The organism is Phycicoccus sp., from assembly GCF_035325325.1.
GTDB lineage: Bacteria > Actinomycetota > Actinomycetes > Actinomycetales > Dermatophilaceae > Phycicoccus.
The window spans coordinates 1-20,176 of record NZ_DAOLAC010000026.1 but is presented as its reverse complement, the minus strand read 5'-3'; the positions used below and the strand labels follow the sequence as shown (position 1 = coordinate 20,176).

The window sequence follows — 20,176 nt, the reverse complement described above, 5'->3', positions numbered from 1 at the left end:
GGCGCGGTGCGCGGGGTGGTGTGCGGGGGGTTCGCCCCCGCCGAGCTCGCGGCCCGCATCGAGGACGCGCAGCCGAAGGTCATCGTCTCCGCCTCGTGCGGCATCGAGCCGAGCCGGGTCGTCGAGTACAAGCCGATGCTCGACGGCGCCCTCGACCGCAGCCACCACACCCCGGAGTCGGTCATCGTGCTCCAGCGTCCCCAGTGCCTCGCCTCCGTCGGTGAGCGTGACACCGACTGGGAGGAGATGACCTGGGACGAGGTGGTGGCCGACGCCGAGCCGGCCGACTGCGTCGACGTCGAGGCCACCGACCCGCTCTACGTCCTCTACACCTCGGGCACGACCGGTCGGCCGAAGGGCATCGTCCGTGACAACGGCGGCCACGCGGTCGCGCTGCGCTGGTCGATGGAGAACGTCTACGACATCGGCCCGGGCGACGTGTGGTTCACCGCCTCGGACGTCGGATGGGTCGTGGGTCACTCCTACATCGTCTACGCGCCGCTATTGACCGGCGCGACCACCGTTCTCTACGAAGGGAAGCCGGTTGGCACCCCGGATGCCGGCGCGTTCTGGCGGGTCATCTCGCAGTACGGGTGCAAGGCGATGTTCACCGCGCCCACCGCCTACCGGGCCATCAAGCGCGAGGACTCCGCGGGCGAGCTGATGAAGCAGTACGACCTCTCCTCCCTCGAGACGGTGTTCCTCGCCGGCGAGCGACTCGACCCCGACACCTACGAGTGGGCCTCGTCGGTCCTCGGCGTCCCCGTCGTCGACAACTGGTGGCAGACAGAGACGGGATGGCCGATCGCGGCGAACCTGCGTGGCCTGGAGCCGATGCCGATCAAGGCCGGTTCCCCGTCGGTGCCCGTGCCGGGCTACGACGTGCAGGTCCTCGACGAGTCGGCGAACCCGGTCCCTCCCGGTACCGAGGGCGCCATCGCGATCCGGCTGCCGCTGCCGCCCGGGACCCTCCCGACCCTGTGGCAGGACGACGAGCGGTACGTCGCGAGCTACCTGTCGGTCTACGACGGCTACTACCTCACCGGTGACGGCGGGATGATCGACGAGGACGGCTACGTCTACGTCATGGGCCGCACCGACGACGTCCTCAACGTCGCGGGGCACCGCCTCTCGACCGGGTCCATCGAGGCGGCGCTGGCCGGCCACCCGGCGGTCGCCGAGTGCGCCGTCATCGGCGTCCACGACGACTTCAAGGGCCAGGTGCCGCGCGGGCTGGTCGTCCTCAAGGGCGGCATCGACGCCGAGGCCGACGGCGAGCGCATCCGACGCGAGCTGGTGCAGCGGGTGCGGGACGAGGTGGGCGCGGTGGCGAGCCTCAAGCAGGTCGACGTCGTCGGCGCGCTGCCCAAGACCCGCTCCGGAAAGATCCTCCGCAAGACGATGCGCGAGATCGCCGACGGGAAGACCCCGAACGTCCCCGGCACGATCGAGGACGCCTCGGTCCTCGACGCCCTCGCCGGCGTCCTCCGCCCGGGCGACTGACCCGGCTCGTCCGACGGACCGTCCTGCGGGCGCTCAGTCCCGCGCGTACTTCGCGTGGAACTCGAGGAAGGCGTCGTGGGCGCGCGGCCCGTACACCGTCGCCGGGCCACCGGACATGAGGATCGACACCCCGATGGCCTCGGCGACCTCCTGCGGCGTCGCGCCCTTCATCGCCGCGCCGCGGGCGTGCGAGGCGATGCAGCCGTCGCACTGCTCGGAGACGGCGATGGCCAGCGCGATGAGCTCCTTGGTCCGTGCGTCGAGGGCTCCCGGCTCGAGGGCCGCGCGGTGCAGGGCGGCGAAACCGGCGTAGACCTCGGGCACGGCCGAGCGCAGGGCCTTCGACGGGTCGCGCAGCTCGTCGAGCACCTCGGCGCCATGACGGTGCGACATCGTGGGGCTCCCTTCTCGCCGCCATCCGGTGGCGTACCCCCCACCGTATCGGCAGCGGACCAGCCGAGGCGTGCGGACGTGAGACGACGCACGATCGGCGGGCTCGCACCCTGCCGCCGGGGACCGCTGCGGGGTGAGGATGGGACGGTGATCTCCGTCGAGCTCGCCCGCGACCTCCTCGCCGCCGGGGTGCTGTGGGTGCCCGCGGCCGGCGACCGCTTCGTCATCGACGCCGAGCTGCTCACCGGCGAGGTGTTCTGGATCTCCGACCTCACCGTCGAGGTGCGCTCGTACGGCGGCCGGTCCGTCCTCGGGTTCAACGGAACGACGGAGTGGGCCCTCGACTCGGTGACCCTCGACCAGGCGCTCTGGCTGCCGCGCGAGGACCAGCTGCGCGAGCTGGTCGGCGACCGGCTCTCCGCCGTCGTGCGCACCCGCGAGGGGTGGCGGGTCGAGTACGCGACCGGGCCGGGCGACCTGCACTCGGTCGAGGACGCCGACCTCGAGTGCGCCTACGCCCGCGCGGTCCTCGCGCTCTGACCCGCGCCGGAAGGGACGGGCGACGGGCCGACGACACGGACGACGTCGCCGAGCGCCGCCCGTGCGAGAGCCACGCGGTCGAGCGCGGTCCGTGTCGTCCGCCCGCCTGTGGATGACGACGCGGCCGGTCGGGACCCGAGCGCCAGACTGCCGGGATGGACGCGGTCGAGACAGTGCGCCGGCTCGGCGGCGTGGCCGGCCGGCGCGAGGTCGAGGCGAGCGCCGGTCGCGCGGACCTGGAACGCGCCATCCACGCCGGGACTCTCGTCCGGGTGACCCGGGGGCGCTACGCGCTGCCGACCGCCGACGAGGCCCGCTCCGCCGCCCTGCGCCTCACCGGCACCGCGGTGCTGCTCAGCGCCGCGGCGCACTGGGGCTGGCGCACCAAGCGACCACCCGAGCGTCCGCAGGTTGCGGTGCCACGGGGCCGCCGCGTCGCCCGCGCGGTCCAGGACGAGCTGGACGTCCGCTGGCGCACAGTCCCACGCCAACACGTCGTCGACGGCTGGGTCACCTCGCCGGTGCGGACCCTCCACGACTGTTGCGTCCTGCTGTCCTTCGACGAGGCACTCTGCGTGGTCGACTCGGCCCTCTCCGACCACCACACCGACCTGCGCGGCCTGCACGACCTCACCGGCGTGCCTCCCCGCCTCCATCGTCGGGTCGCCCACGTACTCGGGCACGGCACCGACCTGTCGTCCGGACCGTTCGAGTCGGTCGTCCGCGCCGTCGCGCTCGGCGTGCCCGGACTGACCGTTCAGCCCCAGGTCCGCATCGCCGACCCGGAGGGCTTCGTCGGTGTCGTCGACCTCGCCGACGAGCGGCTGCGCATCGTCATCGAGGCCGACAGCCACGCGTTCCACTCCGGGCCTGCGGACTTCGCTCGGGACTGCGAGCGGTACTCGCGCCTCACGGCCGACGGGTGGCTGGTCATCCGGGTGTCGTGGCGGATGGCGATGGAGGAGCCGGACCGGCTGCACCGGCTGCTGACCCGGGCGGTCGAGCAGCGGACCCGGTGCCCGGGCTGTTCTCCGTGCCCCTGACGACGGGCCGGTCAGCGGCGCCTGGTCGTGCCGAAGACGGAGCGGGTGATCTCGCGGCCGAGGACGGTGCCGGCCGAGCGGAGCATCGAGCGGAACGCGGACGACTGGACCACCTGCTCGACCACGCCGGGCTCGTTCGCCTTCCGGCGGGCCTCGGCCGCCGCGGCCTTCTCCGCCGCGGCCCGCTCGCGCTCGGCCGCCTTCTCCGCCGCGGCCCGCGCCTTCGCGGCCTCCTCGGCGGCCGCCGCGTCCGCCGTCGCCCGCTCCGCCGCCTCGGCAGCGGCCTGGTCGGCGAGGACCCGCTCGGCCGAGGCCTTGTCGAGCATCTCGAGCGCGGAGTCGCGCTCGACCGGGGTGCCGTACTGCGCGAGGAGGGGCGAGGCCGCGACGATCGCGTCGACGGTCGCATCCGGGGAGGGCGCCATCAGCGACTCCGGCGCCCGCATCCGCGTCCACGCCACTGGGGTCGGCGCCCCCTTCTCCGAGAGCACCGTGACGACCGCCTCGCCGGTGCCGAGCGTCGTGAGCAGCTCCTCGAGGTCGTAGGCGGTCTTCGGGTACGTCTTGACCGCCGCCTTCAGGGCCGCCGCGTCGTCCGGGGTGAACGCCCGCAGCGCGTGCTGCACCCGGTTGCCGAGCTGGGCGAGCACGTCGCCGGGCACGTCCTTGGGTGACTGGGTGACGAAGAAGACGCCGACGCCCTTGGAGCGGATGAGCCGCACGGTCTGCTGGATCGCGTCGAGGAAGTCCTTCGAGGCGTCGTCGAACAGCAGGTGCGCCTCGTCGAAGAAGAAGACGAGCTTCGGCTTCTCGACGTCACCCACCTCGGGCAGGTCGTGGAAGAGGTCGGCCAGCAGCCACATGAGGAAGGTGGAGAACAGCTGCGGCCGGTCCTGGACGGCCGGCAGCTCGAGCACCGAGGCCAGCCCCCGGCCGTCGGCGGCCGAGCGGAGCAGCGCGCTCGTGTCGAACTCGGGCAGGCCGAAGAACGCGTCGGCGCCCTGGTCGGAGAAGGTGATCAGCTCACGGAGGATGACGCCCGCCGTCGCCGACGACAGCCCGCCGAGCTCCTTGAGGTCGGCCTTGCCCTCGTCCGAGGTGAGGTGCTGCACGACGGCGCGCAGGTCGGCGATCGTGTCGAGGTAGTAGCCCCGGGCATCCGCGTAGTGGAAGACGAGACCGAGGCTCGACTCCTGGGTCGCGTTCAGCCCCAGCACCTTCGAGAGCAGGGTCGGGCCGAAGGTCGACACCGCGGCCCGGACCGGGATGCCCTTGCCCTGGCCGCCGAGCGAGTAGAACTCGACCGGGTAGGCGGTGGGGGTCCACGTCATCCCGACGTCCTGCGTCCGGGCCGCCACCTTGTCGTTCGGCTGCCCCGGGCTCGCCATCCCGGACAGGTCGCCCTTGATGTCGGCGAGGAACACGGGCACGCCCTGGGCGAGGAGCTGCTCGGCCATCAGCTGGAGGGTCTTGGTCTTGCCGGTCCCCGTGGCGCCCGCGACGAGGCCGTGCCGGTTCATCGCGGACAGGGGGATGCGCACGACGGCGTCCGGGTGGGCCGTGCCGCCGTCGGAGACCGCGGCCCCGAACTCGAGCGCCGGCCCCTCGAAGGCGTACCCGGCGCGGATCTCGTCGACGATGCTGTCGGTGCTCTCGGTCACGGGCGCCAATCTACCGCCGGGGCGGGTTTCGCACCCCTGGGCGCGGGTGCTCTCCACCTAGAGTGTCCCCGTGATCTTCAAGGCCGTCGGCGACTCCCGCCCGTACCCCGACCACGGGTACTCGGGCCGGCAGTGGTCGACCGTGCCCCCGCGGCTGGTGCGCCTCGACGAGCTCGTGACGACCAAGCGCGAGCTCGACCTCCAGCAGCTCCTCGCCGAGGACTCGACCTTCTACGGCGACCTCTTCGCCCACGTCGTCGAGTGGGAGGGCACCCTCTACCTCGAGGACGGCCTGCACCGCGCGCTGCGGGCGGCCCTGCACCAGCGGCCCACCCTCCACGCCCGGGTCCTGACGCTCTGAGGAGGCCGCGGTGAGCGAGTACACGAGCGAGTCCCCCGCCTCCGTCGAGGCCCGCCGCCGGCGCCGGCGCTCCGTGGTGGTGATCGGGGTGGTGCTCCTCGCCCTGTTCTTCGCGTTCTGGTACGGCCTCTCGTACTACCGGGCGGACGAGAACGCCCGCGCCTCCAAGCCGCCCCCGCCGACCTGCCGCCCGTACGACGCGGCGGCGCGCACCCCGGAGCAGGTGACGGTCAACGTCTTCAACGCCACGACTCGGCCCGGGCTGGCCGGCAAGACGGCGGTCCAGCTGCGCCAGGACGGCTTCCTCATCGGCCTCGTCGCGAACGACCCCACCAAGCGGCGTCCGCCGAAGGTCGCCGAGGTGCGCTACGGGCCCACCGGCAAGCCGGACGCCCAGCTGCTGCTCAAGGTCCTGCCCAAGGGCTCCACCTCGACGATGGACACCCGCAAGGACGCCACCGTCGACGTGGCCCTCGGCGCCGGCTTCAAGGCGCTCGTGCCCTACGTCGTCGCGAGCGACCAGCTGCCGATGTGCCCGCAGCCCTCCTCGTCCTGACCCGTCGCGGTCAGGCGGCCTGCCCCTCGCGGGACCGGCGGCGGAGGTGGACGACGACCGCGCCGACGACGACCAGGCCGACGACGACGAGCGCCCCCGTGCCGAGCCACTGCTCGAGCCGCTGGTAGGACCGCCCCGCGACGTAGCCCCCGACGACGCACGTCAGCCCCCACGCGAGACCGCCGATCGCGTTCCACAGCAGGAACGTCGGGTACGGCAGCCGCGAGGAGCCGGCGAGAGCCGGCACCACCGCGCGCAGGAACGCGGTCCAGCGGGCGAGGAAGACCGACACGGCGCCGCGCCGGACGAGGAAGGACTGGGCGCCCTCGACCCGGGAGCGGGCGCGCCGGAGCATCCGCAGCTCGACGACGCGCGGTCCGAGGAGGCGGCCCACCTCGTAGCCGACGCTGTCACCGACGATCGCGGTCGCGACGACGACCACCGCGACCCAGGGCAGCGAGGTGTGGCCGAGCACGGCGGTCACGCCGCCGAGGATGGCCGCCGTCTCCCCGGGCACGACGAAGCCGACGAAGAGGGCGTCCTCGACGAAGACGAGCAGGCCGACGACCAGGTAGACCACCCAGGCCGGCTGTCCGAGGATCTGCTCGAGGAGGGCGCTCACGCCCGCCATTGTCCGGGTGCCCGCTGGACGTTCGCTGGATGCCGCGCCGCGGCGGGCGGGCGTCGAGGGGCGGGGGCGCCTGCTCCAGGTCTCGCGACATGCGGACGAGCGGAGCCGAGCATCCGCATGTCGCGGGACCTCGACGGTCGCGCCGCAGGACGACGGTCGCGCCGCCGGTCGAGGGTCGCGTCGCAGGTCGATGGTCCGTCGTCAGTCGGGAGCGGGGGCGGCGAGAGCCATCCGGACCGCGCCCTCGACGAGCCGGCGGGCGTCGACCCGGGCGTGCCGCGCGACGACGTGGAGGAACATCCCCTCGAAGAGCGCCGCGACGACCAGGGTGGCGAAGTCGGGGTCCGGGGCGCCGAGGGCGGCGAACGCGGGGGTGACGGCCTCGGCCATCCTCGCCCGGCCTCGGGCCAGCGCGGCGCCGAGCACCTCGTCGTGCCCCGCCTCGACGTAGAGCGCGAGACGGGCCGCAGTGACGACCCGCTGCGGACCGGTGAGCACCTCGAAGAGGGCGACGAGCGCCTCGACGAGCTCGGCCTCGTCGGACACCGCGAGCGCGGGACCGACGACCGGCAGCTCGCGGGCCACCATCTCCTCGACCACCCCCTCGACGAGCGCGGCACGGGTGCGGAAGTAGTTCGACGTCGAGCCCCGTGGCAGCCCGGCCCGCTCGTCGACCCTGGCGTGCGTCAGGGCTCGCACGCCCTGCGTGCCGAGGAGGTCGATCGCCGCCGCGAGCGCTCGGTCCCGCCGCGACACCTCCATCCCGGCACTATAGACGTAGTGACCAATCACTACGAACGTAGTACGGTCGGTCCGTGGTCGTCTTCGTGCTCGGCGCCTGGCTGGTCCAGGCGGGCGTGGGCGTGCTCCTCCTGAGCCGGTGGGTGCGCCACCGACCGCGCGGCGCCGACCCGGCCGCCCGCCGCGGGGGCAGCCGCGTCGTCCTCGGGCACCTCGCCCTCGCCGTCGGCGGCCTCCTCCTGTGGACTGGGTTCGCGGTCACCGGTGAGGCGCTCCTCGGATGGAGCGCCCTCGGCGCCCTGACCCTCGGGAACGTGCTCGGCGACACGATGCTCGTCCGCCGCTCCCGCCGGATGTCCGGGTCCGGCGGATCCGCGGCCAGCGACTACGCCCGCGCCGTGGGACGGGTCCTCGCCGGACGGTTCGACGCTCCCGTCACCGTGCACGCCCTCGGCGCCGGCGTCGTCTACTTCGGTGCCCTCGCCGCGTGCCTCGCGGCGTGACGACCCCCGCCTGACGAGACCCGCACCCGCGCACGTGCCCGCCGAGATCGCGCTCCAGGTCTCGCGACATGCGGATGACGCGACCCGGCCGTCCGCATGTTCCCGCGACCTGGAGGCGGGAGGTGGCGCGAGGTTGCCCCGCGATGCTGGCGCGGCCGCCCTGGACCCGGGCGCCGACAGCCGAGAACGCCCCCGGTCGCAAGCTCCCGGGGGCGTTCTCGGTTGGCGGTGGCGGTGGGATTTGAACCCACGGAGGGCTTGCACCCTCACACGCTTTCGAGGCGTGCTCCTTAGGCCGCTCGGACACGCCACCGCCGGAGAGGGTACCCGAGCGGCGCACCGGCCCCGAAATCGGGCGAGGGCTCAACCGCGGTGGTCCTCGAAGAACCGCCGGACCACCGCGCCGCACTCCTCCTCGAGCACCCCGCCGACCACCTCGACCCGGTGGGTGACCCGCCGGTCGCGCGGCACGTCCCACACCGAGCCGCACGCCCCGAGCTTCGGGTCCCAGGCGCCGAGCACGACCTGCGCGACCCGGGCGAGGACGAGCGCGCCGGCGCACATCGGGCAGGGCTCCATCGTCACGACGAGCCGGCAGCCCTCGAGCCGCCAGGTCCCGAGCGAGGCCGCGGCGGCCCGCAACGCGACGACCTCGGCGTGCCCCGTCGGGTCGCCGACCGCCTCCCGCACGTTCCAGCCCTCCCCGAGCACCTCCCCGGTGCGCGCGACGACGAGCGCGCCGACCGGGACGTCACCGGCCGCCGCGGCGCGCTCGGCGAGCCCCAGGGCTCGCTCCATGAGCACCAGGTCGGCAGGGTCGGCGGGCGGCGTCACGCGCTAAGTTTCACCCATGCGCGTGATCAACCCGGACCACCGGCTCATCGCCCACAAGCTGACCTACCTCCGGGACGAGCGGACCGACTCCCCCACCTTCCGCCGGCTCGCCGAGGAGCTGATGACCCTCCTCGCCTACGAGGCGACGCGAGAGGTGCGGGTCGAGCCGTTCGAGATCGTCACGCCCGTCGCGCCGACGACCGGCATCAAGCTGAGCAACCCCAAGCCGCTCATCGTCCCCATCCTCCGGGCCGGGCTCGGGATGCTGGAGGGCATGGTCCGGCTGCTGCCGAGCGCCGAGGTCGGCTTCCTCGGGATGCAGCGCGACGAGGAGACCCTCGAGGCCGTGACGTACGCCAACCGGCTGCCCGACGACCTCTCCGGGCGGCAGGTCTACGTCCTCGACCCGATGCTCGCGACCGGCGGCTCGATGGCCGACGCCATCCACTTCCTCACCGACCGCGGCGCCGACGACATCACGGCCGTCTGCCTGCTCGCCGCTCCCGAGGGCATCGCGCACCTGGAGGAGTCCGTCGCCGGGCTCACCGCGCCGGTCACCCTGGTCACGGGCGCCATCGACGAGAGGCTCAACGAGGTCGGCTACATCGTGCCGGGTCTCGGCGACGCGGGGGACCGCCTCTACGGCGTCGCGCAGTAGCCTCGGCGCCAGCCCCGACGACACGCCCGGCCCACCGCCTCATCCGTCACACGAGTCACATCTGGGACGATCGTCCGCGAGGCGTGCACCCGGCCCGCCCGCACGCAGGAGGACACGTCATGCCCCCGGTCAAGAAGATCGTGATGTGGCTCGTCGTCGTCTTCCTGCTCTACGCGATCCTCACCTCCCCCGACTCGGCCGCCAACATCTTCGGATCGGCCTGGGACGTCGTCGCCGGCGGCGTGAGCAACATCGGGCGGTTCTTCGACAGCCTGCTCAGAGGCTGAGCCGTGCCGCGGGTTCACGCCGTCACGGACGGGACCCCGGAGAGCGTCGAGCGCGACCTCGCGGCGATGCCGCGTCGCGTCCAGAACAGCCTGCTGCGGCAGCTCGCCGAGGGTGAGCGCATCGTCATCCGCACCCGCCAGCACCCGGCCGTCCTCGTCCGGCCCGCGGTGTGGCCGACGGCCGCCCTCGTCGCCTACGTCTGGTTCGACGTCGGGCTGCACGTCGCGGCGCCGCTGCTCCGGCTCGTCGGCATCGCCCTCCTCGTCGGCCTCGTGCGGCTCGCGTGGGCCGAGGCCGACCGCCGATTCCGCTGGATCGTCGTGACCAACAAGCGGATCCTCAAGCACGAGGGCGTCCTCGACACGAGCGTCCCGATGATGCGGCTGACGAAGGTGACGGACATGACCTTCCGGCGCACCCTGCTCGGCGAGCTGGCGGGCTTCGGGACGATCATCATCGAGAGCGCCGGCCAGCAGCAGGCCATCCGCGAGCTGACCTTCCTGCCCGAGCCCGAGGCCGTCAACGCGGCGCTCAACTCGGAGATCTTCGGCGAGAAGCCGCGCGAGAAGCGTGGCGCCCGTGGGCGCTCGTGGCCCAAGCTGCCGCGCCGCGGGCGCCGGCGCGACGACGGGCCGGACGAGGACCCGGGCGGCGGTCCCCCACGCGGGCGCGGGCCGGGTCCCTCGGACAACGACCCGACCGTCCCCGGCGGCGGCGTCGACGTCTCCCCGGCCGGTCATCCGACGATGCACCGCACCACGCAGGAGTCCTGGTACCGCAGCTCGAACCTCCCTCGCCCGAGCCGCCTCGGCGACACCGGCGAGATCCCGGTCGTCCGGGCCGACGACCCGTCCACCGACGGCCACGCCCGGGAGATCCCGCTCTACCCGCCCCGCGAGTGGGTCGAGGAACGTCCCTGAGCCACACCGCAGGAGGCCCGGCGCCCCGCCTCAGGGGCGCAGGACGGCCTCGGCCGCGCCACCTCCGGCGGCCGTCGGCACGCCCTCGACGTCGAGCACGGGGACGTCGAGCAGCGGCGCCTGCCGGTGCGGGTGGCGCTCTCCCACGGCTCGCCCACCGCCGGAGCCCTCGTCCTCGATCGGCAGCTCGAGCTCGAGCACGCCCTTCCCGAGCCGCCCGTCCTCGGGCAGCGCGACGGGGTAGACCCCGGAGAAGCACGCCGTGCACAGCCGCTCCCGCGGCTGGCCGGTGGCCTCGACCATCCCGTCCTCGGAGATGTAGCCGAGGGAGTCGGCCCCGATCGAGGTGCACACCTCCTCGACCCCGAGGCCGGTCGCGATGAGCTCGGCGCGGGTCGCGAAGTCGATGCCGTAGAAGCACGGCCAGCGCACCGGCGGCGACGAGATGCGCACGTGCACCTCGGCCGCGCCGGCCTCGCGCAGCATCCGCACGAGCGCCCGCTGGGTGTTGCCGCGGACGATCGAGTCGTCGACGACCACGAGGCGCTTGCCCTTGATGACGTCGCGAAGAGGGTTGAGCTTCAACCGGATACCCAGCTGTCGGATGGTCTGCGACGGAGCGATGAAGGTACGCCCGACGTACGAGTTCTTGACGAGGCCCTGCCCGTAGGGGATGCCCGACTCCTGCGCGTACCCGATGGCGGCCGGCGTGCCCGACTCCGGCGTCGGCATCACGAGGTCGGCCTCGACGGGGTGCTCGCGGGCCAGCGCGCGGCCCATCTCGACCCGTGCCTCGTGGACGACCCGGCCGCTGATCGTCGTGTCCGGGCGGGCGAGGTAGACGTACTCGAAGACGCAGCCCTTCGGCCGGGCCTCGGCGAACCGCTGCGAGCGCAGCCCGTCCTCGTCGACCGCGATGAGCTCGCCCGGCTCCACCTCGCGGACGAACGAGGCACCGACGATGTCGAGCGCCGCGGTCTCGGACGCGACGACCCACCCGCGCTCGAGGCGGCCGACGACGAGCGGGCGGATGCCCTGCGGGTCGCGGGCCGCGTAGAGCGTGTGCTCGTCCATGAAGACGAGGCAGAAGGCGCCGCGGAGCATCGGCAGCACCTCGAGGGCGGCGGCCTCGACGGTGCGGTCCGGGTCGGCGGTCAGCAGCGCGGTGACGAGCGCGGTGTCGGTCGTGTTGCCGCGGGCGAGCTCGCCGCGGTGGCCGTCGACCCGGTGCCCGGCCACGACGTCGCGCAGCTCGGCCGAGTTGATGAGGTTGCCGTTGTGGGCCAGCGCCACCGTGCCGCCGGCGTGCCCGTCGAGCGTCGGCTGGGCGTTCTCCCAGGTCGAGCCGCCGGTCGTCGAGTAGCGGCAGTGGCCCACCGCGAGGTGCCCGCGCAGCGACGCGAGCGAGCGCTCGTCGAAGACCTGCGACACGAGCCCCATGTCCTTGTAGACGAGCAGCCGGGTGCCGTCCGAGGTCGCGATGCCCGCCGACTCCTGGCCGCGGTGCTGCAGGGCGTAGAGCCCGTAGTACGTGAGCTTGGCGACCTCCTCGCCCGGCGCCCACACCCCGAAGACGCCGCACGCGTCCTGGGGACCCTTCTCGCCGGGAAGGAGGTCGTGGCTGAGGCGTCCGTCTCCGCGTGGCACGTGCTCCATCCTCTCACGCGCCGCGCGACCGGGGTCAGGAGCGGCGGGACGCCCGCTCGATCGCGAGCGCGAGCAGGGCGGCGAGGAGGGCGAAGAGGCAGGCCCCCAGCAGCCCGAGGTAGCCGACGGCCGTCGTCGGCGAGTACTGCATCTGGGCCAGGGGGCCCGAGGTGTCCTCGAGCCACCCGAAGTCGGCGACGGCGGCACCGACGACGAACCCGAGGACCGCTCCGGTGAGGATGAACGGGAGGAAGCGGGGACGGCGAGCAGGTGTCACGCTGCTTACGGTAGGCGACGGGGGCTCCCGCGCCGCACGCCGGACCCCGAGGATGGGGGGATGCCGTCCACCCCGGTGACCTCGAGACCATCCGCGAGCGCTCGCGGTTCCGAAGTCCTCCCATGAGCACCGCACCGCAGTCCGCAGCCGCCCGGCGCCCGCACGGCGCGTGGTACGCCCTCGGCGCCCTGCTCGGCGCGGCCGCGGGCGCCGGGCTCGGCCACCTCGTCGCGGGGCTCGTCTCACCCGAGGCCTCGCCGGTCCTCGCCGTGGGGTCGACCGTCATCGACGCGACCCCGACCCCGGTCAAGGAGTGGGCGGTCTCGACGTTCGGCGCGAACGACAAGCCGATCCTCATCGGCTCGGTCACCGTCGTCACCCTCCTCCTCGCCGCCGCCGCCGGCCTCCTCGCCCGCCCCCGTCGCACCCTCGGGCTGGCCGCGCTCGGCGTGCTGGCGATGCTCGCGGTCGCCGCGGCCGCGCTCCGGCCGACCGCGAGCCCCGTCGACCTCTTCCCCGGTCTCGTCACGGCCCTCGTCGGGGTGCTCGCCGCCGGGTGGTTCCTCGGGACCCTCGACCGCTGGGGCACCGCGGCCGCCGACCCCGCCGCGGGCGCCGGACCGGACCGCACGGCCCGTGGCGACGGCACGAGCGGGCGCCGCTCGGTCCTCCTCGGCGCGGCCGGCCTCGGGGTCGTCGCCGCTGCCGGTGGCGGCCTCGGCCAGGTGCTCGTGCGCCGCGCCACCGCGGTCACCGACGTCGCCCTGCCGGCCGCCGCCGACCCCCTGCCCGCCCTGCCCGCCGGCCTCGAGCAGACCGTCCGCGGCGTCTCGGCGTTCACGACGCCCAACGACTCCTTCTACCGGATCGACACCGCCCTCGTCGTGCCGCGGGTCAGCACGACCGGGTGGGAGCTGACCGTCGACGGGATGGTCGACTCACCCTTCTCGCTGACCTTCGACGAGCTCCTGAAGATGCCGATGATCGAGAAGGACGTCACCCTGACGTGCGTCTCCAACGAGGTCGGCGGCCCGTACATCAGCAGCGCCCGGTGGCTCGGGGTGCGGGTGCGCGACCTCCTCGAGCGGGCCGGCGTGCAGCAGGGGGCCGACCAGATCTTCAGTACCTCGACCGACGGGATGACCATCTCCACTCCCGTCCAGGCGCTCATGGACGACCGGGACGCGCTCGTCGCGGTCGGGATGAACGGCGAGCCCCTGCCTCCGGTCCACGGTTTCCCGGCCCGGCTCGTCACCCCCGGCCTCTACGGCTTCGTCGGCGCGACGAAGTGGCTCACCAGGCTCACCGCGTCGACCTACGCGAAGGACACCGCGTACTGGACCGAGCGCGAATGGGCGACGGACGCACCGATCTACACCGAGAGCCGGATCGACACCCCGCAGCCCCTCTCGACGCTGAAGACCGGCCGGGTGGTCATCGGCGGTGTCGCGTGGGCGCAGCAGCGCGGTATCGCGAAGGTCGAGGTGCGGGTCGACGGCGGGGGGTGGATGGAGGCCCGCCTCGGCCCCGACGCCGGCATCGACTACTGGCGCCAGTGGTTCCTCCCCTGGGACGCCCTGCCCGGCCGGCACACCCTCGAGGTGCGGGCCACGGACGAGACCGGCCAGGTGCAGACCGAGAAGCGACAGACGCCGTTCCCGATGGGCGCGACGGGCTGGCACTCCGTCATCGTCACCGTGGAGTGACGCCCCTCCCCCACCGCGCCTGACGAACGGCCGGCACCTCCGGGTGCCGGCCGTTCCCGCACGTCATGGCCCAGTGCGCGTACCGACGAAAAAAGTTGCCCGGCAACCCATCCGCTGATGGCAGAGCACCGAACCACCGGTGCACGCAGGACAACACCACCGCAAGGAGACATCCCCATGCGCACCACCCGTCTGACGGTCGCCGCCCTGGCGCTCGCCCTCCCCCTCTCCCTCGCCGCCTGCGGCTCCGACGACAGCGGCTCCGGCTCGGGCTCGAGTGACACGATGACGAGCTCGGCCCCCTCGGCCAGCCCGTCGGAGTCGATGACCGAGTCGATGGACAAGCCGTTCGGCTCCGCCTGCGCGTCGGTCCCGACGAGCGGCGCCGGATCGTTCGACGGCATGGCCAAGGACCCCGTGGCCACCGCCGCGAGCAACAACCCGGCGCTGAAGACCCTCGTCGCGGCCGTCGGCAAGGCCGGCCTCGGCGACACGCTCAACTCGGCCAAGGACATCACCGTCTTCGCGCCGACCGACGACGCGTTCGCCGCCCTGCCGAAGGCCACCCTCGACGCCGCGATGGCCGACCCGAAGGGCCTGCTCACCACGGTGCTGACCAACCACGTCGTCGAGGGCCGGCTCAGCCCGGACCAGCTGGCGGGCGAGCACAAGACGCTCTCCGGCAAGTCGATCAACGTCATGGGCTCCGGCGAGGACTTCACCGTGACCCCCGGTGACGCCAAGGTCGTCTGCGGGAACGTCCAGACCGCGAACGCGACCGTCTACATCATCGACAAGGTCCTCGTCCCCGCGAGCTGACGCCTGAGCGATGATGGACGACATGACCGCCGCCTCCCCGGGACAGCCCTCCGCCGTCCCCGGGGAGGCGGCTGCCACCGCGGCTGACCTCGCCGACCTGCTCCGGCGCTCGGCCCGGGGCGACGAGCCCGCGTTCGCCGCCCTCTACGACGCGACCTCGCGCCGCGTCTTCGGCCTCGTGCTGCGCATCGTGCGCGACCACGCGATGTCGGAGGAGGTCACCCAGGAGGTGTACCTCGACGTCTGGCGGACCAGCGCCCGCTTCGACCCCGCGAAGGGCAGCGCGCTCTCGTGGCTGATGACCATCGCGCACCGGACGGCCGTCGACCGGGTCCGCTCGAGCGAGGCGTCCCGACGCCGCGACGACGCCCACGCCGCCGCGACCCAGGTCGTCGACTTCGACCAGACGGCGGAGGCGGCCCAGACCTCGCTCGAGGGCCAGCGCGTGCGCCGGGCCCTCGCCACCCTCACCGAGGCGCAGCGCAGCGCCGTCGAGCTCGCCTACTTCGGTGGCTACACGCACACCGAGGTGGCGCGGCTCCTCGACCTGCCTCTCGGGACCGCGAAGACCAGGATCCGGGACGGCCTCATCCGTCTCCGGGACACGTTGGGAGTACCGGCATGAGCCCCGACCTGCACCACCTGAGCGGGGCGTACGCGGTCGACGCCCTCGACGGCGACGAGCGCACCGCGTTCGAGCAGCACCTCACGACCTGCGCCGCCTGCCGCGCGGAGGTCGGGGAGCTGACGGCCGCGGCGCACACCCTCGGCGCCCTCACCGAGGTCGACCCGCCGGAGTCGCTGCGCGCCTCGGTCCTCGCCGGCGTCGCCCGCGTCCGCCCGTTGCCGCCCCTCGTCGGCGCGTCCACGCCCGACGAGCCCGCCGTGGTCCCCACCGCCCCGCTCGCCGGGGAGGGCGCCGCGACGGCCCTCGGGGCCCGGGTGGTCCCGCTGTTCCGCCGGACGAGCACGTGGCTGGCCGCGGCGGCCGCCGCCGTCGTCCTCGCCGTCGGCGGGCTGGCCTGGAGCCCGTGGTCGGGCGACCAGCCGGCGCTCACCGCCGTGCAGCAGGTCGAGCAGGCCTCGGACGCCGCCACGGTGACGAGCCACAAGGGCGACACGACCGCGACGCTGGCCTACAGCCGGTCGCTCGACCGCTCGGCCATCACGGTGACCGGCCTGTCCCCGGCGCCGTCCGGCAAGGTCTACCAGCTCTGGTACATCACCGCCGACGGTGCCCGCTCCGCCGGGTTCATCAGTGCGGCCGACGACGGCACCGGTGAGGCCGTCCTCGGCGGCAGCCTGAGCGGCGCGCAGCAGGTCGGGGTCACCGTCGAGCCGGCCGGCGGCTCCGCCGCGCCGACGTCGGCGCCGATCATGGCGATGGCCCTCACCTGACCGACCCCCGCCGGCCCCCACGACCGCCGCGTCCGGACGTGGCTCAGCCGCCGAGCGACCCCGCCACCTCCTCGAGGACGGCGGGGTCGCCCGCGTAGGGGCCCTCCGCCCGCGGCCAGTGGCAGACGACGTCGGTGAACCCGAGCTCGGCCGCGCGGCCGGCCATCTCGGCGTACAGGCCGGCCGACTCGAGCGAGAACCGGGGCGAGGAGTCGAGGGACAGGTAGCGGTCGAGGGGCCCCCGGCCGGTCGCGTCGACCGCGTCGTCGAGCCGCGCGACGAGCTCGGCGACGTGGGCGAACCACTCGTCGAGGGTGTCCCCGCGGCCCCCGTAGGTGATCCAGCCGTCGGCGTGCTCGGCGGCCAGCCGGATCGACCGCGGGCCGTTGGCGGCGACGAGCAGCGGCACCCGGTGGCGCACCGGCCCGGGCAGCGTGCGGGCGTCGCGCGTCGTGTACCAGGCGCCGTCGTGGTCGACGTGGTCCTCGCGCAGCAGCCGGTCGAGGAGCGGGACGAACTCGTGGAAGCGGTCGACCCGCTGGCGCAGCGCGAGCTCGGCCCCGAGGAGCCGGGCGTCGAGGTCGCCACCGGTGCCGACGCCACAGAGGAACCGGCCACCGGTGAGGTCGTCGAGGGTGATGACGTCGCGGGCGTAGGTGTAGGGGTGGTTCTGGTTCGGCGAGGAGACGAACGTGCCGAGCGCGATCCGCGAGGTGACACCCGCCGCCGCGGCGAGGGTGGGCACGGCGCTGAACCACGGGCTGTCCGGCAGACCACCCCAGACGAGGTGGTCGTAGGTCCACGCGTGGTCGAAACCGAGCTCCTCGACGGCCCGCCAGCGTGCGGCCGTCGACGCCCACGGCTCGTCGGTGAGCAGGACGACCCCGTGCCGCAGCCGGGCGCTCACGGGCCGACCTCGCGGGTCAGGGGCAGCAGCCCGGAGAGGTCGGCCCGGGTGCCGCTGACCCGCAGCGAGCCCGTGGCGAGGGCCTCCGCCCACGTGGTGGAGCCCCAGACGAGGGCGAGCCAGGTCTCGCCGTCGGACTCGACGACGTTCGGCGGGGTGCCGCGCGTGTGCCGGGGGCCCTCGACGCACTGCACGACGCCGTAGGGCGGGACCCGGACCTCGACGCTGTTGCCCGGGGCGCGCTCGGCGAGCTCCTCGAGGGTGAAGCGCACGGCGGCGGCCCGGGTGGCGCGGTCGGTGCCCTCGGGGTCGGCGTGCCAGTGGCGCAGGGCGTCCCGGCCCAGCCGGGGGTCGGTGCGACGTCGGGGTGGCATGCTCCGACGCTACCCGCGGGCGCCGACCGTAGCCTTCTCACGTGGGTGAGCTGGTGGTCGAGGTCGAGCGGTCGGTCGCGACCGTGCTCGTCGGCGGGCTCCCGCAGTCCGCGGTCGACCTCGACGACGACCGCGTCCTGCACTTCGAGTACGTCCAGCACCTCGCCCTCGCCGTCGACGCCCTGGCCCCCGCCGGGCCACTGCGGGTCACGCACGTCGGCGGGGGCGGGCTCACGCTCCCGCGCTGGGTGCACGCGACGCGGCCCGGCTCGCCCCAGATCGTCCTCGAGCCGGACGCCGCGCTGACCGAGACCGTCCGCCGCGAGCTGCCGCTGCCGCGCGGGCACCGCATCCGGGTCCGGCCGGTGGGCGGCGAGGAGGGGATGGCGGCTCTCGCGGACGACAGCGCCGACGTCGTCGTCCTCGACGCCTTCGTCGACGGCCGCGTGCCGGCGGGGCTCACCGGCGTCGAGTGGCTCGACGCGGCCCGGCGCGTGCTCGGGACCGGCGGGCTGTTCCTCGCGAACCTCACCGACGAGCCGGGGCTGCGCTGGGCCGCGCGGGTCGCGGCCGGCGCGCGGGAGTCGTTCGGGCACACCGCGTTCGTCGGCCTCCACGAGGTGCTCAAGGGCCGGCGGTTCGGCAACGTCGTCCTCGTCGTCTCGGCCGCGCCACTCGACCTCTACACCCTGCGCCGGGCAGCGGCCTCGGCCGCGCTGCCCACCGGGGTGATGCCGTGGAGCGACGTCGCCCGCCGGGTGCCCGGGGCACGGCCGATGCGCCTCGCCGACGGCACGACGACCCCGTCCCCCGTGCCACCCGACCCCCGCGGCTGGCGGGTGCGTTGAGCCGGGACGAGCACCGTCGCCGTCAGCGAGCGGGTCCGGTCACGGTCAGCCGCACCTCGCGGCCGAGGTAGCGGCCCATCGCCTCGGCCTCGGCGTCGAGGGCGCGGCGCTCGGCGGTGCTCAGCGGCCGGTGGGTGGCGACGTCGACCGCGACCGCCGCGCCGCGGGCGCTGCGGCGCGCCGTCCCGGCGATCTGCGAGTCGACGACGAGCAGCCCGATGCTCGGCTCGCGACCCACGGGGTGCTGACCCGCGACGTCGACGACCCGCCGTGAGTCCTGGTAGCCGCGGTACCACTCGTCGAGGAGGTGGATGAGGTGCACCCGGGGGGTCCGCGAGCGGCGGGGCGGCCCGTCGCCCGCGGCGTGCCAGAAGGTGCGCCCGTCGTGCTCGAACGACTCCAGGTGTTCGGCGGCGCCGGCCAGTCCGGCCCGCACGTCGCCGAGGGGAAGGGTCGCCCAGTACGCGAGGTCGCGCTCGGTCGCCGGGCCGTGGCCGACGACGTACCGGCGCGCCAGCTCGACGAGCGCCTCGTGCCGGTCCGCCATCGGGGACGTCGGGAGTCGTGGTGCCAGAGGGGAGTAGGTGTGGACCCCCGTTCCTCCGTCGGGCACCGGTCGCCCACTCCCGATCCGCAGGTCTAGCTCGAGGACGACGAGCAGCACCATGAGCTGCATGCCGCTCAGCTCGTGACCGGCCGCCCGGAGCGCTTCGGCCAGCTGCTCGCGCGTGCGGTCGGGGTCTCGGGTCACCGCGTCCTCGACGACGTCGCCGAGCCGCGCGACCCGTGCCGGGGACAGGCCGAGGTCGCGCTCGAGCTGCCGGCCGACCTGCTGGCGCACCCGGGGGCCGGTCAGCTCGAGGAGCCACCGGGCGTCGTCGCGGTGGGTCAGGTGCCACGTCGGACGCAGCACGTGGGTGCGGACGAGCTCGCCGGACCCGATGAGGCCGGCGAGCCTGGCCGGGGTGAGGCCCCGGGTGCGGGCGGCGAGGGCCCATCCGGTCTGGTCCAGGTTCTCGGCCTGGACGGCGAGGAGCGAGCGGACGGCCGCGGGCGCGTCCGGCGCGGAGGCGCCGTCGAGGAGCAGCGTCCGGAAGCGCCACCGGGCGATGCCGAGGTCGTCGACCACACCTCCCCCTCTCGTCGGCCCACGTACGCACGAACGCTTGCGGATGGACGGTACGGGAGACCTGTCCCCGCGGCCGCCGCGGCGCGCGGTGGCCGCACGACGCGGCCGGACCACCAGTGCGCGATGTGGCGAGGGCCATGCTGTGAGGCCGGTCTCCTCGAGGGTGCCGCACCGCCCGCCAGCAGGACGATGAGGTCGGCCACGGGCGGGCGCGCTCCCCGATCCCGACGGGCGCGGCGACCGGCCGGGGACCCGTCGAAAGCTGCGCCGTGATGAACGCGAAGGGACACATTCGGAGGACACGAACCCACCTGCGGACCGCCCTGCCCGGAGCAGTGGCGGCCCTCCTGCTCCTGGCCACCCCGGCCTGGGCCGCCGGCCCCGGCGGCGGAGGGGGCGGGGGCGGGGGGGGGGGGGGGCGGGGGCGGGGGGACGACGG

24 protein-coding genes and 1 tRNA gene are annotated in these 20,176 nt (G+C 74.3%); 14 read left to right on the top strand and 11 right to left on the bottom strand.

The genetic code is table 11. The annotated features are described in order from the left end of the window. Nucleotides 1-1,503, top strand: a 1,503-nt coding sequence (locus tag PKA89_RS14365) for an AMP-binding protein (protein ID WP_324420611.1), incomplete at its 5' end; no start/stop codon positions are given. A 33-nt stretch (nt 1,504-1,536) separates the two neighbouring features. Here the strand turns inward: PKA89_RS14365 and PKA89_RS14360 are convergent. Further along, on the bottom strand, nt 1,537-1,896 hold the full coding sequence (locus tag PKA89_RS14360) for a carboxymuconolactone decarboxylase family protein (RefSeq protein WP_324420609.1): 360 nt from the start codon (nt 1,894-1,896) through the stop codon (nt 1,537-1,539). 147 nt (nt 1,897-2,043) lie between these two features. Between PKA89_RS14360 and PKA89_RS14355 the strand changes: the two genes are divergently transcribed. Next, entirely contained in the window at nt 2,044-2,436 is a 393-nt protein-coding gene (locus tag PKA89_RS14355) for a hypothetical protein (protein WP_324420608.1), read from the top strand. Nucleotides 2,437-2,591: 155 nt separating this feature from the next. Continuing rightward, nucleotides 2,592-3,479: a hypothetical protein gene (locus PKA89_RS14350; RefSeq protein WP_324420606.1), complete on the top strand. Its 888-nt coding sequence runs from the start codon at nt 2,592-2,594 to the stop codon at nt 3,477-3,479. A gap of 11 nt (nt 3,480-3,490) precedes the next feature. On the opposite strand, the gene PKA89_RS14345 is transcribed toward PKA89_RS14350, so the two are convergent. After that, a complete protein-coding gene (locus PKA89_RS14345) occupies nt 3,491-5,140 on the bottom strand; it encodes a helicase HerA-like domain-containing protein (protein ID WP_324420604.1) in 1,650 nt (549 codons plus the stop codon). Nucleotides 5,141-5,210: 70 nt separating this feature from the next. Between PKA89_RS14345 and PKA89_RS14340 the strand changes: the two genes are divergently transcribed. Next, the gene (locus PKA89_RS14340) at nt 5,211-5,501 is read left to right on the top strand and encodes a type II toxin-antitoxin system VapB family antitoxin (protein ID WP_324420602.1); all 291 of its coding nucleotides are present in this window, start codon (nt 5,211-5,213) and stop codon (nt 5,499-5,501) included. A gap of 10 nt (nt 5,502-5,511) precedes the next feature. Next, nucleotides 5,512-6,057: a LytR C-terminal domain-containing protein gene (locus PKA89_RS14335; RefSeq protein ID WP_324420600.1), complete on the top strand. Its 546-nt coding sequence runs from the start codon at nt 5,512-5,514 to the stop codon at nt 6,055-6,057. Between the two features lie 10 nt (nt 6,058-6,067). On the opposite strand, the gene PKA89_RS14330 is transcribed toward PKA89_RS14335, so the two are convergent. After that, a complete protein-coding gene (locus PKA89_RS14330; protein WP_324420598.1) occupies nt 6,068-6,688 on the bottom strand; it encodes a DedA family protein in 621 nt (206 codons plus the stop codon). 201 nt (nt 6,689-6,889) lie between these two features. Beyond that, nucleotides 6,890-7,450: a TetR family transcriptional regulator C-terminal domain-containing protein gene (locus tag PKA89_RS14325; protein ID WP_324420596.1), complete on the bottom strand. Its 561-nt coding sequence runs from the start codon at nt 7,448-7,450 to the stop codon at nt 6,890-6,892. 53 nt (nt 7,451-7,503) lie between these two features. Here PKA89_RS14325 and PKA89_RS14320 point away from each other — a divergent pair, with 53 nt between their 5' ends. Beyond that, complete coding sequence (locus PKA89_RS14320; RefSeq protein ID WP_324420594.1) at nt 7,504-7,932, top strand: hypothetical protein; 429 nt, start codon at nt 7,504-7,506, stop codon at nt 7,930-7,932. A 223-nt stretch (nt 7,933-8,155) separates the two neighbouring features. On the opposite strand, the gene PKA89_RS14315 is transcribed toward PKA89_RS14320, so the two are convergent. Both PKA89_RS14315 and PKA89_RS14310 read right to left on the bottom strand, forming a co-directional pair. After that, nucleotides 8,156-8,245, bottom strand: a tRNA-Ser gene (locus PKA89_RS14315). A gap of 50 nt (nt 8,246-8,295) precedes the next feature. Further along, nucleotides 8,296-8,730, bottom strand: coding sequence for a nucleoside deaminase (locus PKA89_RS14310; RefSeq protein ID WP_324420688.1), 435 nt, complete (start codon nt 8,728-8,730; stop codon nt 8,296-8,298). 52 nt (nt 8,731-8,782) lie between these two features. Here PKA89_RS14310 and upp point away from each other — a divergent pair, with 52 nt between their 5' ends. The 3 genes from upp (at nt 8,783) to PKA89_RS14295 (ending at nt 10,632) form a co-directional block, all read left to right on the top strand. Next, nucleotides 8,783-9,424 carry a uracil phosphoribosyltransferase gene (gene upp / locus PKA89_RS14305; RefSeq protein WP_324420592.1) on the top strand — a complete coding sequence of 214 codons (642 nt, stop codon included), beginning with the start codon at nt 8,783-8,785 and terminating at the stop codon, nt 9,422-9,424. Nucleotides 9,425-9,543: 119 nt separating this feature from the next. Then, on the top strand, nt 9,544-9,711 hold the full coding sequence (locus tag PKA89_RS14300; protein WP_204133000.1) for a hypothetical protein: 168 nt from the start codon (nt 9,544-9,546) through the stop codon (nt 9,709-9,711). A gap of 3 nt (nt 9,712-9,714) precedes the next feature. Beyond that, complete coding sequence (locus PKA89_RS14295; protein ID WP_324420589.1) at nt 9,715-10,632, top strand: PH domain-containing protein; 918 nt, start codon at nt 9,715-9,717, stop codon at nt 10,630-10,632. Between the two features lie 30 nt (nt 10,633-10,662). On the opposite strand, the gene purF is transcribed toward PKA89_RS14295, so the two are convergent. Together purF and PKA89_RS14285 are read right to left on the bottom strand one after the other, a co-directional pair. Further along, nucleotides 10,663-12,279 (bottom strand): amidophosphoribosyltransferase, encoded by a 1,617-nt coding sequence (gene purF, locus PKA89_RS14290; RefSeq protein ID WP_324420587.1) that lies wholly within the window; start codon nt 12,277-12,279, stop codon nt 10,663-10,665. Between the two features lie 34 nt (nt 12,280-12,313). Next, complete coding sequence (locus PKA89_RS14285) at nt 12,314-12,556, bottom strand: hypothetical protein (protein WP_324420585.1); 243 nt, start codon at nt 12,554-12,556, stop codon at nt 12,314-12,316. Nucleotides 12,557-12,678: 122 nt separating this feature from the next. Between PKA89_RS14285 and PKA89_RS14280 the strand changes: the two genes are divergently transcribed. The 4 genes from PKA89_RS14280 to PKA89_RS14265 all read left to right on the top strand — a co-directional run bounded on the left by PKA89_RS14280 (nt 12,679) and on the right by PKA89_RS14265 (nt 16,479). After that, complete coding sequence (locus PKA89_RS14280) at nt 12,679-14,262, top strand: molybdopterin-dependent oxidoreductase (protein WP_324420583.1); 1,584 nt, start codon at nt 12,679-12,681, stop codon at nt 14,260-14,262. A gap of 177 nt (nt 14,263-14,439) precedes the next feature. Further along, nucleotides 14,440-15,081, top strand: a complete 642-nt coding sequence (locus PKA89_RS14275; RefSeq protein ID WP_324420581.1) for a fasciclin domain-containing protein — start codon at nt 14,440-14,442, stop codon at nt 15,079-15,081. A gap of 22 nt (nt 15,082-15,103) precedes the next feature. Further along, the gene (sigK, locus tag PKA89_RS14270) at nt 15,104-15,706 is read left to right on the top strand and encodes an ECF RNA polymerase sigma factor SigK (RefSeq protein WP_324420579.1); all 603 of its coding nucleotides are present in this window, start codon (nt 15,104-15,106) and stop codon (nt 15,704-15,706) included. Further along, entirely contained in the window at nt 15,703-16,479 is a 777-nt protein-coding gene (locus PKA89_RS14265) for an anti-sigma factor (protein ID WP_324420578.1), read from the top strand. The genes sigK and PKA89_RS14265 overlap by 4 nt, the downstream gene beginning before the upstream one ends. A 43-nt stretch (nt 16,480-16,522) precedes the next feature. Here PKA89_RS14265 and PKA89_RS14260 read toward each other — a convergent pair whose 3' ends face one another. Together PKA89_RS14260 and PKA89_RS14255 are read right to left on the bottom strand one after the other, a co-directional pair. Next, nucleotides 16,523-17,386, bottom strand: a complete 864-nt coding sequence (locus PKA89_RS14260) for an LLM class flavin-dependent oxidoreductase (protein ID WP_324420576.1) — start codon at nt 17,384-17,386, stop codon at nt 16,523-16,525. Continuing rightward, the gene (locus PKA89_RS14255) at nt 17,383-17,760 is read right to left on the bottom strand and encodes a sterol carrier family protein (RefSeq protein WP_324420574.1); all 378 of its coding nucleotides are present in this window, start codon (nt 17,758-17,760) and stop codon (nt 17,383-17,385) included. Before PKA89_RS14255 ends, PKA89_RS14260 begins: the two co-directional genes overlap by 4 nt. Nucleotides 17,761-17,801: 41 nt before the next feature. Between PKA89_RS14255 and PKA89_RS14250 the strand changes: the two genes are divergently transcribed. Continuing rightward, nucleotides 17,802-18,608, top strand: coding sequence for a fused MFS/spermidine synthase (locus PKA89_RS14250; RefSeq protein ID WP_324420572.1), 807 nt, complete (start codon nt 17,802-17,804; stop codon nt 18,606-18,608). A 22-nt stretch (nt 18,609-18,630) separates the two neighbouring features. Here PKA89_RS14250 and PKA89_RS14245 read toward each other — a convergent pair whose 3' ends face one another. Next, nucleotides 18,631-19,737, bottom strand: coding sequence for a winged helix DNA-binding domain-containing protein (locus tag PKA89_RS14245; RefSeq protein ID WP_324420570.1), 1,107 nt, complete (start codon nt 19,735-19,737; stop codon nt 18,631-18,633). Nucleotides 19,738-20,176 lie beyond the last annotated feature (439 nt).

Coding starts and splice junctions, on each gene's coding strand:
- PKA89_RS14330 (WP_324420598.1), bottom strand. CDS start 6,688: ATGGCGGGCGTGAGCGCCCTCCTCGAGCAGATCCTCGGACAGCCGGCC.
- PKA89_RS14280 (WP_324420583.1), top strand. CDS start 12,679: ATGAGCACCGCACCGCAGTCCGCAGCCGCCCGGCGCCCGCACGGCGCG.
- PKA89_RS14325 (WP_324420596.1), bottom strand. CDS start 7,450: ATGGAGGTGTCGCGGCGGGACCGAGCGCTCGCGGCGGCGATCGACCTC.
- PKA89_RS14265 (WP_324420578.1), top strand. CDS start 15,703: ATGAGCCCCGACCTGCACCACCTGAGCGGGGCGTACGCGGTCGACGCC.
- PKA89_RS14360 (WP_324420609.1), bottom strand. CDS start 1,896: ATGTCGCACCGTCATGGCGCCGAGGTGCTCGACGAGCTGCGCGACCCG.
- PKA89_RS14275 (WP_324420581.1), top strand. CDS start 14,440: ATGCGCACCACCCGTCTGACGGTCGCCGCCCTGGCGCTCGCCCTCCCC.
- PKA89_RS14310 (WP_324420688.1), bottom strand. CDS start 8,730: ATGGAGCGAGCCCTGGGGCTCGCCGAGCGCGCCGCGGCGGCCGGTGAC.
- PKA89_RS14255 (WP_324420574.1), bottom strand. CDS start 17,760: ATGCCACCCCGACGTCGCACCGACCCCCGGCTGGGCCGGGACGCCCTG.
- sigK (WP_324420579.1), top strand. CDS start 15,104: ATGACCGCCGCCTCCCCGGGACAGCCCTCCGCCGTCCCCGGGGAGGCG.
- PKA89_RS14350 (WP_324420606.1), top strand. CDS start 2,592: ATGGACGCGGTCGAGACAGTGCGCCGGCTCGGCGGCGTGGCCGGCCGG.
- upp (WP_324420592.1), top strand. CDS start 8,783: ATGCGCGTGATCAACCCGGACCACCGGCTCATCGCCCACAAGCTGACC.
- PKA89_RS14300 (WP_204133000.1), top strand. CDS start 9,544: ATGCCCCCGGTCAAGAAGATCGTGATGTGGCTCGTCGTCGTCTTCCTG.